This window comes from Brevundimonas viscosa, from assembly GCF_900116065.1.
GTDB lineage: Bacteria > Pseudomonadota > Alphaproteobacteria > Caulobacterales > Caulobacteraceae > Brevundimonas > Brevundimonas viscosa.
This window is the reverse complement of the sequence record NZ_FOZV01000003.1, coordinates 25,833-40,250: the sequence shown is the minus strand read 5'-3', so window position 1 is coordinate 40,250 and position 14,418 is coordinate 25,833. Positions and strand designations below refer to the sequence as shown.

The following is a 14,418-nucleotide window of genomic DNA, read 5'->3' as shown; positions in this document are numbered from 1 at the left end:
TTGGGTTTGCCCCCACCACCGCTTCGCGGTCCCCCTCCCCCAGCGGGGGAGGAACTATGATGCAATCCCCCCCAACCCTTGCTAAGCGGCTGCGATGATCGCACGCCTTCGCCCCGTCCCCTTCAAGCTCGGTCCCGTCCATTTCGTCGGCATCGGCGGCATCGGCATGAGCGGCATCGCCGAGATCATGCTAAAGATCGGCTACTCGGTGCAGGGCTCGGACGCCAGGGCCAGCGCCAACACCGAGCGGCTGGAGAAGCTGGGCGCGAAGATCTTCATCGGTCACGACGCCGCCCACGTCAGCGACGGCGTTTCGGCCGTGGTCTATTCGACGGCGGTCAAGCCGACCAACCCCGAGATGGTCGTCGCCCGCGAGCGCCGCATCCCGCTGGTGCGTCGGGCCGAGATGCTGGCCGAGCTGATGCGGCTGCAGTTCTCGATCGGCGTCGGCGGCACCCACGGCAAGACCACCACCACCTCGATGGTCGCCGCCCTGCTGGACGAGGCGGGACTGGATCCCACCGTCGTCAACGGCGGCATCATCAACGCCTACGGCACCAACGCCAAGGTCGGCGACGGCGACTGGATCGTGGTCGAGGCCGACGAGAGCGACGGCAGCTTCCTGCGCCTCAAGTGCACCGTGGCCGTGATCACCAATATCGACCCCGAGCACCTCGACCACTACGGCGACTTCGACGCCCTCAGGAAGGCCTTTGTCGACTTCATCGAGGACATCCCCTTCTACGGTTTCGGCGTGGTCTGCCTCGACCACCCGGAGGTGCAGCGGCTGGTGGCCCAGATCGACAACCGCCGGCTGGTCACCTACGGCCTGAATCCCCAGGCCATGGTCCGCGCCGACAACTGCCAGATGTCGCCCGACGGGGCCCGCTTCGACGTGGTGATCCAGCAGCAGGGCCTCGCCGCCCTCGAGGAGCCGATCCGCATCTCCGGCCTGCACCTGCCCATGGCCGGCTGGCACAACGTCTCCAACGCGCTCGCCGCCATCGCCGTGGCCCGCGAACTGGACGTGTCTGACGACGCCATCCGGCGGGGGCTCGCCAGCTTCGGCGGGGTCAAGCGCCGCTTCACCACCACCGGCGTCGCCCACGGCGTGCGCGTCATCGACGACTACGGCCACCACCCGGTCGAGATCGCCGCCGTGCTCAAGGCTGCGCGTCAGGTGGCCGAGGGCCGCGTCATCGCGGTGGTCCAGCCGCACCGCTACACCCGCCTGCGCGACCTGATGGAAGAGTTCTCGACCTGCTTCTCCGACGCCGACGCCGTCTGGGTGGCTGACGTCTACGCCGCCGGCGAGACGCCGATCGAGGGCGTCGACAAGGAAGCCCTCGTGGAAGGCATCCGCCGCTTCGGCCACCGCTCGGTTCAGCCGCTGGAGGGCGTCGACGCCCTGCCGGCCGTGATCCGCGCCGAGGCGAAGCCGGGGGACCTCGTCGTCTGCCTCGGCGCCGGCGACATCACCCAGTGGGCCTACGCCCTTCCGGCGCAGCTGGAGGCGCTGGCGTGATCGACCTGCCCGACGTGCGCGGCAAGCTGCTCCGCGACGAGCCCCTCGGTCCCTACACCTGGTTCCGCGTCGGAGGTGCGGCCGACGCGCTGTTCATCCCGGCCGACGCCGACGACCTCGCCGCCTTCCTCAAGGCGCTGGACCCGGCTGTGCCGGTCACGGTGCTGGGCGTCGGCTCCAACGTCATCGTCCGCGACGGCGGGGTCGAGGGGGTGGTGATCCGCCTCGCCGGCCGCCCGTGGGCCCAGATCACCGCCGAGGGCGATACGATCACCGCCGGCGCCGGCGCGCTGGACTCCATGGTGGCGAAGGCCTCCGCGAAGGCGGGCCTCGCCGGGCTGGAGTTCTACGCCGGGATTCCCGGCACCATCGGCGGCGCCCTGACCATGAACGCCGGCTGCTACGGCGCCGAGACGAAGGACGTCCTCGTCTCCGCGTGGGGGCTGAACCGGGCTGGCGAGCGGGTCGACTACAAGCTCGCCGACTTCGGCTACACCTATCGCCACTCGGAAGCGCCGGCCGACATCATCTGGGTGGAAGCCACGTACCGCGGCACGCCCGACGATCCGACGGCGGTGCAGGCCCGCATCGACGAGATCACCGCCCGCCGCGAGCAGACGCAGCCGATCCGCGAGAAGACCGGCGGCTCGACCTTCAAGAACCCAGAGGGCCATTCCTCATGGAAGCTGGTCGACGAGGCCGGCTGGCGCGGCAAGCTGTTCGCGGCCACCGGCGGCGGCGCGAAGTTCTCCGAGCTGCACTCGAACTTCATGATCAACCCCGGCGAGGCCACCGCGGCCGACATCGAGGGCCTGGGCGAGGCCGTCCGCGCCGACGTGCTGGCGAAGGCCGGCGTGCAGCTCGACTGGGAGATCCGGCGGATCGGCCGGAAGTGAGGGATCGGGGATTGGGGATTAGGGATTAGGGTTTTGGCGACCAGGGAGGCCGAGGTAGCGCCCCGTCCCCAATCCCCAATCCCTAATCCCTAATCCCCCGCAGACTCCCTTGGTTGACGCGCTGTTAAGGACGTTCGGCGCATTGCCACGACTGTTCCGGAGTGCCCCATGAACCGCCCCCTGTCCGAGCTGCACGTCGCCGTCCTGATGGGCGGGCTGTCGCCGGAGCGGGAGGTGTCGCTGAATTCCGGCGCGGGCTGCGCCGACGCCCTCGAAGGGCAGGTTCGCAAGGTCAGCCGCGTCGACGCCGGACGCGATCTCGCCCAGGTGCTGGCCGAGTTGCAGCCGGATGTCGCCTTCAACGCCCTGCACGGTGTCTGGGGCGAGGACGGCTGCGTCCAGGGCATTCTCGAGACCCTGCAGATCCCCTATACCCACTCCGGTGTGCTCGCCTCGGCGCTGGCCATGGACAAGGACAAGTCCAAGGCGGTGCTGCGCGCCGCCGGCGTCACCGTGCCGGGCGGGGGGCTCTACGACCGCTTCGAGGTCGCCCGCCGCCACGTCATCGAGCCGCCCTATGTCATCAAGCCCAACGCCGAGGGCTCCTCGGTCGGGGTCTTTCTCGTGCCCGCCGGCGCCAACGGCCCGCAGACGGAGGTCGGCGCCCCGGACTGGGCCTATGGCGACCAGGTGATGGTCGAGCCCTACATCCCCGGCAAGGAGCTGGCCGTCGCGGTCATCGGCGAGGCGACCGGGCCTCGCGCCCTGACCGTCACCGACATCACGCCGGTCAAGGGCTTCTACGACTACGAGGCCAAGTACGCCCCCGGCGGTTCCGTTCACAAGCTGCCGGCCGATCTGCCCCCGCAGGCCTTCGAGGCGGCCCTGCGTCAGGCCGAGCGCGCCCACGCCGCTCTTGGTTGCCGGGGCGTTTCCCGATCCGACTTTCGTTATGACGATCTTAACGACGTTCTCGTTCTTCTGGAGGTCAACACCCAGCCGGGCATGACCTCGACCTCGCTCGCCCCCGAGCAGGCCGCCCATGTCGGGATTGGGTATCGAGACCTGGTCCGGTGGATGGTGGAGGACGCCTCATGCCCGCGGTAGTTCGCGGCGGTCGGCGACAGAGTTCGAACCAGCCCGCAAAACGCGGCGCTCCCAGATCCCAGGGGCGCGGGCGCGCGCCCCGCAACGCGCCGGCCATTCCGGGCAAGATGGCGGCCATCGGCCGTCTGGACCTGTCCCCCCGCGCCGTGGTGGTGTCGATCGCCGCCGGCGTGCTGGTGCTCGCCGGCCTTCTGGCCACCGGCGCGCGGGCCGAGCGCATCGGCGCCTCGATCGGTCAGGGCGTCGACGGCTTGGTAGCGGGGATGGGCCTGAAGCTTGAGAAGGTGTTCATCGAGGGCGAGAGCCCCGAAGCCACGGCCGCGATACAGCGCGCCGTACAGCTGCCGGCCGGCCAGGCCATGACCGCGATCGACCTCGACGCCGTGCGCGAGCGTGTCGAGCAGGTCGGCTGGGTCAAGTCGGCGCGCGTGGTGCGCCTGCTGCCGAACACCCTGATCGTCGCCGTCACCGAACACGATCGCCTCGCCGTGTGGCAGACCGGCGGCAGGGCCTTCGTCATCGACGGCCAGGGCCAGGTGATCCCCGGCGCCGACGCCGGACGCTATCCCGGCCTGCCGCTGGTGGTGGGGAAGGGCGCCGAGCAGGCCGCCGCCGAGATATTGCCCCTGCTGGCCCAGCGGCCGCGTCTGATGAGCCGCACCGAGGCGCTGGTCCGCGTCGACGAGCGCCGCTGGGACCTGCGCCTTAAGGACGGCAGCCTGATCCAGCTGCCTGCGGCCGATCAGGAAGCCGCGCTGATCCAGCTCGACGCGCTCGATCAGCGTGAGCGACTGCTGGAACTGGGCTTCGCCCGCATCGACCTTAGAACCCCCGAACAGGTCGCGGTGCGACCTTCCGCCGGAGACGCGTAAGAGTATGGCTCGGTCTGTCGACAGAACCGCGGAAACCCGGGGCGCCGCCGGACGCGCGCCCATCGTCGCCGCGCTCGATCTCGGCCAGTCCAAGGTCGGCTGCTTCATCATGAAGCCCGAGGGCGTGCGTCACGCCGATCGCACCATCCGGGTGGCGGGCGCCGGCCATGTCCAGTCGCGCGGGGTGCGCGGCGGCGGCATCGTCAACATGGACGAGGCCGCCCAGGCCATCGGCCACGCCGTCGAGCGGGCTGAACGGGCCGCGGGCGCTCCGGTGTCGGGCGTGGTCGTCACCACCGCCATCGGCCAGATGGCCAGTCACCGCGTGCAGGCGCGGGTCTCGCTGGGCCAGAATCCCGTCGGCGACGCCGATCTGGCGCGCGCCATCGGCATGGCCCTGGCGCAGATCCGCCTGCCCAACCGTCGGCCGATTCACGTCCTGCCCATCGCCTGGTCCGTCGACGGCGCGCGCGGCCTGCACGATCCGCGCGCCATGCGCGGTCATTCCCTCGGGCTCGACCTGCTCGTCGTCTCCATGGCCGAGAGCGCCTTCACCGCCTTGGGCCACTGCCTCGAGCTGGCCCACCTCGACCTGCAGGGCGTCGTCGCCGCGCCGGTCGCCTCCTCGCTCGCCGCGCTCGAGGACGACGAGATGGACCTCGGCTGCGTCTGCATCGACATGGGCGGCGGCGCCACCTCCGCCGCCGTCTGGGGCGGCCGCAGCCTGCTGCACATCGAAAGCCTCAATGTCGGCGGCGACCACGTCACCGCCGACATCGCCCGCGGCCTGTCGACCTCGCGCGCCGGGGCCGAGCGCCTCAAGACGCTGCATGGCTCGGCCATGGCCTCGGCCAACGAGGACCGGGAGATGCTCGAGGCCCCGCCGCGCGGCGAAGATCCGTCGGCGGGCCCGGTGGTCGTCCCCCGTGCCATGCTCAAGACCGTCATCGCGCCGCGCGTCGAGGAGACGCTGGAGCTGCTGCGCGACCGGCTCCGCAACGCCGGCGTCGGCCTCGAGCCCGGCGCGGGTCTGGTGCTGACCGGCGGGGCCAGTCAGCTGAACGGCGTGCGCGAACTCGCGGTGCGCGTGTTCGACCGCCCGGTGCGTCTCGGCCGACCGCAGCGGGCGCCTCACCTCGCCGACGCCGCCTCGGGACCTGCCTTCTGCTCCGCCGCCGGCGTGTTGCTGCGGGCTGCCTACGGGCCGCGTGAAGCCGTCTCGGCCCGCAAGCTGATGTCCCGCCAGATCACCGCCGCCGACGCGCCGCGCCCCCACTCGGGCAGTCTCGTCGCGCGCGCGGCGGGCTGGCTGAGGGAGAACCTCTGAGCGAACGGCGTCCGAAAGACGGCATGATTGTGCCCCTGTTTCCGCCGCAAGGGGCCGGGGCGGCCTGAGAGCGGCCAAACTGTGTCCGGATTGTAACAATCGTCGTCCGGATTGGTCGCGATCACGCCACAATCCCTTGTTCGCCGGACGGCAGATGCTAGCGTGCCCGATGAAGCAGAGTCTGTTCCGGCGGCTCTGCGTCCGCATCATCACAGGTTGGGGCCATCACATGCTAGCCAAGCGAAAGTACCTCTTCGGCACGACGATCCTCGCAGGGGTCGTCGCCCTGACGGCTCCGGCCTACGCCCAGGACCGCCTGCCCGGCGTCACCTCGACCGGACAGCAGGACGAGGAAGCGACCGAGATCGGCGAGATCGTCGTCACCGGTTCGCGTATCCGTCGCGACCCGACCAACTCGCCGACCCCGCTGATCCAGGTTCAGCGCGAAGACCTGCTGAGCACCGGCCAGGCGACGGTGATCGACTACCTCGCCACCATCCCGGCCCTCGCCAACTCGCTGGTCCCCTCCGACACCACCGCGGGCGCCGGCCTGAACGACGGCGGTCTCGAGTTCGCCAACCTGCGCTCGCTGGGCGCGGTGCGCACGCTGAGCCTCGTCGACGGTCGCCGCCACGTCGGCTCGCAGTCGGGCACCCTGTCGGTCGACGTCTCGACCATCCCGCGCCTGCTGATCGAGAACGTCGAGATCGTGACCGGCGGCGCCTCGTCGGTGTACGGCGCCGACGCCGTCTCGGGCGTGGTCAACTATGTGCTGCGCAAGGACTTCGAGGGCCTTGAGATCGACGCCAACTACGGCGAGCTGGTTCAGGGCGGCGACGCCCACACCCAGCGGGTTTCGGTCCTCGCCGGCGCCAACCTGCTCGATGATCGCCTGAACATCTACGCCCACGGCGAATACGAGAAGGCCGAAGAGGTCTTCGTCGAGTACCTGAACTGGCAGCGCAACGGTCGCCTGATCACCGGCGTCGACGCGGATCCGACCAACCCGCTGTTCGGCCCGGCCAGCGACGGCATCTTCGACCAGGAGCAGTTCTACAACGCCCGCCGTCTGGATCGCCCGCTGTGGGGTTCGACCACCCTGGCCAACATGCAGCAGCCCAGCCCGCTGAGTGACCCGGACGTGCCGTTCGCCAACTGCCCCGGCCTTTCGACTGCCGCGGCCTGCTTCTCCGTCGATCCGACCAAGACCTACTGGTACGACGGGCCGACCGCCCGCCTCGCCAACTTCGGCCAGCGTATCGGCAACACCGGCGCCAACCGGCCATGGAACATCGGCGGCGACGGCGAGCCGGCCAACCGGACGGCCTTCGACAACCGCACGGAGTTCCCCAATCAGGAGTCCAAGCGTTTCCAGGCGGGTCTGAACTTCCGTCTCACGGACAACGTCTCGGCCATGGCCGAGGTGAAGTACACCACCGAAGACGCCTTCGACTTCGGCCAGTTCTCCTTCTGGGACATCTACATCACCAACGCCGGCTTCGGCGGCGGCATCAACGGCGGTAGCGGCGTCACCGGCGGCCCGGGCCTGATCTCGGGTACCTCCGGCTTCTCGACCCGCCTCGACAACGCCTTCCTGCCCGCGAACGTGGCGGCCGCCATCGCGGCCAACACCTTCATGGGCTACGCCAGCCCCAGCGCCGCCACCCCGGACCAGCCGGGCGCCCCGACCGGCCTGCGGGCCGGCCCGATCGCCGACCACCGCGGCTTCGGCATTGCGCGCGACTACACCAACAACCGCGAAGTCACCCGCTACGTGGTGGGCCTCGACGGCAACCTCGACCGCTTGGCCTTCGTCGACAACGTCAACTGGTCGCTGTCGTACGTCTACGGCGAGATGAACAACATCAACATCGAGACCGGCCCCGACGCGACCCGCTTCGGCCACGCCCTGGACTCGGTCGTCGACGTCGCGGGTGAGGTGAACGGCACGCCGGGCGAGATCGTCTGCCGCGTCCAGCTGCTCCACGCGCGCGGCTTCCCGATCCGCGAGCAGAACCCGAACACCGACCTGGACGGCGACGGCGTCGGCAACGACGTCGAGTTCTACTCCAACCCGGGCTCCAACCCGGAAGTCGCCGGCTGCGTGCCGCTGAACGTGTTCGGCGCCGGCAACCAGTCCCAGGAAGGCCTCGACTACGTCAGCGCCTTCGTGCGGGTGTTCGAGCGCAACGAGCAGGAGCAGGCCATCGCCTCGGTCTCCGGCGAGCTGTGGGACTTCTGGGGCGCCGGCCCGATCGGCGCGGCGTTCGGCGTCGAGTACCGGCGCGAGTACGCTGAAGGCATCGGCCGCAGCCGCGACACCGCCGGCCGGAACCTGCAGCTGAACACCGGCCTGGACATGCTCGGCACCGAGTACACCAGCGAGGAAGTCTTCGCCGAGCTGGCTATCCCGCTGATGCGCGACACCTGGCTGGGCGAGTTCGCCGAGCTGAGCGCCTCCTACCGCGCCTTCGACTACAGCAGCGCGGCCGGCAGCGGCGACGTCTACGGGGTCAACCTGATCTACCGTCCGATCCAGGACATCACCTTCAAGACCAGCTTCAACACCTCGTTCCGGGCTCCGAACCTGTTCGAAACCGGCCGCGGCCTCGTCCAGACCTTCGTCAACGGCTTCGTGGATCCCTGCCACACCGGCGTGATCGCGGCCTTCCAGGGCGAGAACGCGGCGGAAGTCCGTCAGAACCGCATCGCCAACTGTACGGCCCTGGCCGCGGCGAAGGGCCTCAGCTACGACTTCTCGCAGGCGACCCCCGACCAGAGCGACGACTACCGTCCGGTCTACGGCGGCGGCATCGCCAGCACCATCGGGCCGAACCCGTTGCTGGAGCCGGAAGAGTCCGAGTCGTTCACCTTCTCCACGGTGCTCGCGCCGCGGATGTTCCCGAACCTCTCGATCGTTCTCGACTACTATGAGATCGAACTCTCGAACGTGATCATCACGCCCGGCGGCCAGTTCCTGGCGGACGACTGCGTCAGCGAAGCGCAGCTGAACCCGCAAACCTGCAGCCTGGTGTTCCGCAACAATCCGGATCCGAACAACCCGTTCAACGACTTCATGGTCGGGGCCCCTCCCGGCGATGCGCTCGGCGGCTTCACCCTCGGCGCCATCAACCGCGCCAAGCTCGAGACCCGCGGTCTGGACTTCACCGTCAACTACCGCATGGACCTCGAGGAGATGTTCGGCCTGAACTGGGGCCGGCTGGACTACAGCCTCGGCGGCCTGTGGCTGATCGACCAGAAGAACTTCACGGACCCGGCCGATCCGACCGCGTTCACCGACGTCACGTCGGACGTGTTCTTCCCGCGCGTCGAGGGCGTCTCGCGTCTGACGTGGTCGCCGAACGACACCTGGTCGTTCACCTGGAGCCTCGACTGGCAGGTCTCGCAGGACCTCAGCAAGAAGCGCGACGTGGTGGCCACCGGCAACCTCGACTTCCAGCCGGAAGAGTGGTGGGAAACCGGGAACTTCTACCGGAACGACTTCTCGGTCCGTTACAACGTGCGTGACGACCTGACCCTGCGGGCGGGCGTGACCAACGCCTTCGACGCCGAGCCGCCGCCCTATCTGGGCTTCGCCTCGACGTTCGATCCCTACGGTCGGCGTTTCAACATCGGTCTGAACTGGCGTCCCTACTAAGGGCCCCAGGCTCCGCTGAAACCGGAAAGGGCGGCTCGCAAGAGCCGCCCTTTTTCGCGCCGGACGAGCCGGAACGTCGAAAATCTGTTGTGAAGGTTAACCAAACCGGTGTCTGACGGCCCGACTCGGCCTATCCGGTAACACTCCCTTAAGCAGGGTGGGTGTTTCCTTAACGCGCTCATAACCAATGCGATTCGGCGGGGCTTTCGCATCGGGGCTGCAGGGCAGGGTCGGAATTCAAGGTCGGAACGAAATGTCTCTCTCGCTGGTGCGTCCGCAAAACTCGGAACTGAAGCCCCGCATCGTCGTGTTCGGCGTCGGCGGGGCCGGCGGCAACGCGGTCAACAACATGATCGACGCGGGCCTCGAAGGGGTCGAGTTCGTCGTCGCCAACACCGACGCCCAGCACCTTTCCTTCGCCAAGACCGACCGCCGCATCCAGCTGGGCGAGACCATCACCCAGGGCCTCGGCGCCGGCGCTCATCCCGAGGTCGGCATGAACGCCGCCGAGGAGTCGGCCGAGGAGATCTTCAGCCATCTCGACGGCGCCCACATGGTGTTCATCACCTGCGGCATGGGCGGCGGCACCGGCACGGGCGCGGCCCCGGTCATCGCCAAGTGCGCCCGTGATCGCGGTATCCTGACCGTCGGCGTGGTGACCAAGCCCTTCACCTTCGAGGGCCGCCACCGCATGCGCCTCGCCGAGGCGGGCATCGCCGAGCTGCAGCGCTACGTCGACACCCTGATCGTCATTCCGAACCAGAACCTGTTCCGCGTCGCCAACGAGCGGACCACCTTCGCCGACGCCTTCGGCATGGCCGACCAGGTCCTGCACTCGGGCGTGCGCTCGATCACCGATCTGATGATCCTGCCGGGCCTGATCAACCTCGACTTCGCCGACGTCCGCGCGGTGATGTCCGAAATGGGCAAGGCCATGATGGGCACGGGCGAGGCCGAGGGCGAGGACCGCGCCCTGCAGGCGGCCCAGAACGCCATCGCCAACCCGCTGCTCGACGAGACCTCGCTCAAGGGCGCCAAGGCTGTGCTGGTCAACATCACCGGCGGCATGGACATGACGCTGCTGGAGGTCGACGAGGCCGCCAACGCCATCGCCGGCGAGGTCGACGCCGACGCCAACATCATCTTCGGCGCCGCCTTCGACCCGCAGCTGGAAGGCAAGATCCGGGTCTCCGTGGTCGCCACCGGCATGGAGGACCTCGCCGCTGCGAAGGCGCCGCCGGCCAGCACGACCTCGGCGTTCGAGAACCGCCGTCCGGCTCCGGCCGCCGCGCCGCGCGCCGCCGACCCGGTCCGCAGCGAGCCTGCCCGTCCGGAACCCGTCCGCGCCGAGGCGCCGCGTCCGGCCGCCCGGGTGGAAGAGGCCCCGATCGTCCCGACCTTCACCTCCGCGCAGCCGACCTTCGGCGCCCGGACGGTTGCGCCCGAACCCCGGCCCGAGCCGGTGATCCACGTCGCCGAGGAACGCAAGCTCGAGCCGATCGTCGATCCCTGGGTCGAGGAGTTCGAGGCGGCTCCGCGTCCGGCGGCCCAGGCTCCCTCGGTCGAGGCCCAGGGGGAGCTGTATCTGGATCGCCCGGCCGCCGCCGCGCCCGCGCCGGCCCCGACCCGCGAGGAGCCGGCCTACGACGACTACGACGACCGCGACCACCGCCGCAGCGGCTGGAGCCTGTTCGGCAAGAAGCGCCAGCAACCCCAGCCGACGTACCCGTCGCCCTCGCCCCGCCAGACCGAGATGCGCGCCACCAGTCAGGTCCAGCCCGCGCCCCGCCAGCCGGAGCCGGGCGAGGCCGAGGACGACCTCGAGATCCCGTCCTTCCTGCGGCGGCTGGCCAACTAGGGTTCAGGGATCAGGGCGTGGGAATTGGGAATTAGGGAGAGCGGCCCGGCGGGCCGCTCTTTCGCATTGCACCGGTTCGCGCGCCCCTGATTCCTAAGCCCTAACTCCTGCTCCCTCCCTTCCCGAAACAATCCGAAACCCGACTTTCATTTTCCGGTGGCGGACCGGCCGTTAAGGAAACCTCGGGGCGAACTCCGCACGCAGAGGCGGAGCGCAAGACAGAAGCGAGTATCGAGTTTGCCGGTCCGCAACGACCATCACCAGAAGACGACCGTCGCGCCCGCGATCATCGCCGGCGTCGGCGTTCACACGGGCGACCGCGTGCGTCTGGCCGTGCGCCCGGCCCCGGTCGGCACGGGCATCGTCTTCGTGCGCACCGACGTCAGGGACCGCGACAACCGTATCCCGGTCTCGGGCGAGGCCGTGGTCGACGCCCGCCTGAACACCATGATCGAGAACGCCGCGGGCGTTCGCCTGTCGACCATCGAGCACCTGATGGCCGCCTTCGCGGCGCTGGGCGTGTCGAACGCCGTCGTCGAGGTGGACGGGCCGGAGCTGCCGATCCTCGACGGCTCGGCGCTGCAGTTCGTCCAGCTGCTGGACCGCGCCGGCTTCCGCCCGCAGGAAGCGCCGGTCCGCTATATCGAAATCCTTGAGCCGATCCGGGTGGAGGAGGGCGACAAGTCGGCCGTCCTGCTGCCCTGCGACCGCTACGAGATGCGTTTCGAGATCGATTTCCCGACCCCGGTCATCGGCAACCAGGTGGTCGACTTCGTCGTCGACGAGGAGACCTTCCGCAGCGAGATCATGGCCGCCCGCACCTTCGGCTTCGCCCATGAGGTCGAGGCCCTGCGCCAGGCCGGCCTGGCCCGCGGCGGTTCGCTGGAGAACGCCGTGGTCATCGATGGCGACCAGATCCTCAACCCGGGCGGTCTGCGCATGGAGCGCGAGTTCGTGCGCCACAAGGCGCTCGACGCCATCGGCGACCTCTACGTGCTCGGCGCGCCCCTGCTGGGCCGCTACGAGGGCGTCAAGGCCGGCCACGCCCTGAACAACAAGCTGGTTCGCGCCCTGCTGGCCGCGCCCCACGCGTGGCGCAAGGTGACCCGCGTGCCTGAAATGGCCATGGCGGGCTGATCAGCCGAGACTGATCGCGCTCATCTGCCGGCCGAAGTCCGGCTCCCGGTTCAGGAAGGCTCGCCGGTTCGAGAAGAACCGCGCCTCGTCCGTACGGGTGTCCTCACCGGTCCATGCCGCCTCGCCGACTCCGGCCTGCTCCAGCCGCCACAGGACGAAGCCCGGCAGGTCGAACAGGCGCTTGTCGTCCGATCCGCCCGGGCGGAAGAAGCGGCCGCTGCCTTCATCGTGGTGTTCGAACCGCTCCTGGAAGTCCGCCCCGACCTCGTAGCTGGTCTGTGAGATGCAGGGGCCGATCACAGCGACCATGCGGTCGGGACGGGCACCGAGCGCTTCCATCGCCGCCACGGTCGAGTGGATGATCCCGCCCAGCGCGCCCTTCCAGCCGGCGTGCGCCGCTCCGACCACGCCGGCCTCCGGGTCGGCCAGCAGCACCGGCGCGCAGTCGGCGGTCAGCACGGCGCAGATCACGCCGGGGGCCGCGGTCACGCTGGCGTCGCCCTCGGGCCGTTCACCCTTCCAGCCGGTCTCGGCGACCCGCGCGACGGCGGAATGGATCTGGTAGCAGGCGGCCAGGTCGTCGGCCGTGCCGCCGAAGTGCGCAGCGACCCGCCGCCGGTTCTCGGCCACCGCAGCCGGGTCGTCGCTGGAGCCCACGCCGGTGTTCAGGCTCTCGTACAGTCCGGTCGAGACGCCGCCCTGCCGCGTGAAGAACCCGTGGCGCACGCCGGGACGCTCGAGCAGCGTATGGGTGACGGGGGCGAGGGCGGGGACCGACGGGCTCATGCACCGCCTTCTACGCCATGACGCTCCGAACGGCGACCGCGGGCCTGCGACCGCATCTGACGCATCGTTCGTGCATCCTCCTTCCGGTGGCCGCGGGAGGGAGGCTGATGCGGATGCGTCGGACGCAGTGGACGCAGTGGACGCATCGGACGCGTCGGACGCAGTTTTTCGAGTCCGCTCAGTCCTCGAAGCCGGGGACCGCCAGGCTCCGGGGCGAGAACAGGGAGCAGGCCTTGAACAGGCTCCCCATCTGCGCGTCGTCGATCAGCCGCCCCAGCTGCCGGTCGATCGTCGCCGCTGCCTCCGGCCGCCCGGCCTTCAGCGCCGCGGCCCGGTGCTCGATGCCCAGCCGGCGCAGGAACTCGCCCTGGCTCCGGCAGCCGGTCACGTCGGCGCCCGCATGAACGGCGGCCTCCAGCACGGTCGGGAAGTCCGCCCACTGGGTCAGGTCGGCCTCGCCCGGCGTCTCAAGCGGATCCACCTTCCGGTGCCGCTTCAGCGCCTGCAGGGTGTCGCCGGCCTCGGGCTTCGCCCGCCCGTAGTCGATCAGCAGGGCCGCCCCGCCGGCCGCCTTGATGAGGGTTCCCAGGTCGCGCCCGAAGGCCGCCTGCTGATCGGAGATTTCGATCGTCTGGCCCGGCTCGACGGAGAAGTCCGGCCGGCGGAAGCCTCCGGTGATCTTCACCAGTCCGAAGGTCAGGCCGCCGTGGTCGTCGACCCCGATCCGCCGCTCGGCCCAGCCGTCCTCGGTGCGCACGAACTGCCGCGCCGGAAGACAGTCCAGCACCTCGTTGGCGATAAGGATCACCGGCGCGTCGGTCTCGATACGGGCCAGCGCGGAGACCCAGCGCGGATGGACGTCGCTGTCGGCCAGCATGCGGGCCTGGGCGGCGCGCAGGGGCGGGGAAGGTTCGATCAGAACCAGATCCACCGCGTGAAGGAAGTCGGGATCCAGCCGGGCCGCGCGCAGGGCGTCGGCCATCAGCGTGCCGTCGCCGGGCCCGACCTCGACCAGTCGGAGCCGTTCAGGCGCGCCGAGACGCCGCCACAGTTCGATCGCCCACAGGCCGATCAGTTCGCCGAACATCTGGCTGACCATCGGCGCGGTGATGAAATCGCCGCCGGCTCCGATCGCGGGTCGGGTCGCATAGTAGCCGTCCTGCGGATCGTGCAGGCAGCGGACGACGTAGTCGGCGACCGTCATCGGTCCAGTCAGGGCGATCTCGCGGGCGAGGCGGTCCTTCAGGCTCAC

At 69.8% G+C, this 14,418-nt stretch carries 10 protein-coding genes; 8 read left to right on the top strand and 2 right to left on the bottom strand.

The window, feature by feature from the left end:
* Positions 1–94 precede the first annotated feature (94 nt).
* From murC to lpxC, 8 genes are all read left to right on the top strand, one after another.
* Positions 95–1,525 carry a UDP-N-acetylmuramate--L-alanine ligase gene (murC, locus tag BM333_RS06555; RefSeq protein ID WP_092308705.1) on the top strand — a complete coding sequence of 477 codons (1,431 nt, stop codon included), beginning with the start codon at positions 95–97 and terminating at the stop codon, positions 1,523–1,525.
* Positions 1,522–2,421 carry a UDP-N-acetylmuramate dehydrogenase gene (gene murB, locus BM333_RS06550; RefSeq protein WP_143105785.1) on the top strand — a complete coding sequence of 300 codons (900 nt, stop codon included), beginning with the start codon at positions 1,522–1,524 and terminating at the stop codon, positions 2,419–2,421. The genes murC and murB overlap by 4 nt, the downstream gene beginning before the upstream one ends.
* Before the next feature lie 168 nt (positions 2,422–2,589).
* Complete coding sequence (locus BM333_RS06545) at positions 2,590–3,528, top strand: D-alanine--D-alanine ligase (protein WP_092308702.1); 939 nt, start codon at positions 2,590–2,592, stop codon at positions 3,526–3,528.
* On the top strand, positions 3,516–4,400 hold the full coding sequence (locus tag BM333_RS06540) for a cell division protein FtsQ/DivIB (RefSeq protein WP_092308695.1): 885 nt from the start codon (positions 3,516–3,518) through the stop codon (positions 4,398–4,400). The genes BM333_RS06545 and BM333_RS06540 overlap by 13 nt, the downstream gene beginning before the upstream one ends.
* Before the next feature lie 4 nt (positions 4,401–4,404).
* Positions 4,405–5,727, top strand: coding sequence for a cell division protein FtsA (gene ftsA / locus BM333_RS06535; protein WP_092308694.1), 1,323 nt, complete (start codon positions 4,405–4,407; stop codon positions 5,725–5,727).
* Positions 5,728–5,956: 229 nt separating this feature from the next.
* The gene (locus BM333_RS06530; protein WP_177221820.1) at positions 5,957–9,385 is read left to right on the top strand and encodes a TonB-dependent receptor domain-containing protein; all 3,429 of its coding nucleotides are present in this window, start codon (positions 5,957–5,959) and stop codon (positions 9,383–9,385) included.
* 253 nt (positions 9,386–9,638) lie between these two features.
* Complete coding sequence (gene ftsZ / locus BM333_RS06525; protein WP_092308681.1) at positions 9,639–11,243, top strand: cell division protein FtsZ; 1,605 nt, start codon at positions 9,639–9,641, stop codon at positions 11,241–11,243.
* 237 nt (positions 11,244–11,480) lie between these two features.
* Positions 11,481–12,380, top strand: a complete 900-nt coding sequence (lpxC, locus tag BM333_RS06520) for a UDP-3-O-acyl-N-acetylglucosamine deacetylase (protein WP_092308670.1) — start codon at positions 11,481–11,483, stop codon at positions 12,378–12,380.
* On the opposite strand, the gene pgeF is transcribed toward lpxC, so the two are convergent.
* Complete coding sequence (gene pgeF, locus BM333_RS06515) at positions 12,381–13,166, bottom strand: peptidoglycan editing factor PgeF (protein ID WP_092308667.1); 786 nt, start codon at positions 13,164–13,166, stop codon at positions 12,381–12,383.
* Between the two features lie 178 nt (positions 13,167–13,344).
* Positions 13,345–14,418 (bottom strand): class I SAM-dependent methyltransferase, encoded by a 1,074-nt coding sequence (locus BM333_RS06510; RefSeq protein ID WP_177221819.1) that lies wholly within the window; start codon positions 14,416–14,418, stop codon positions 13,345–13,347.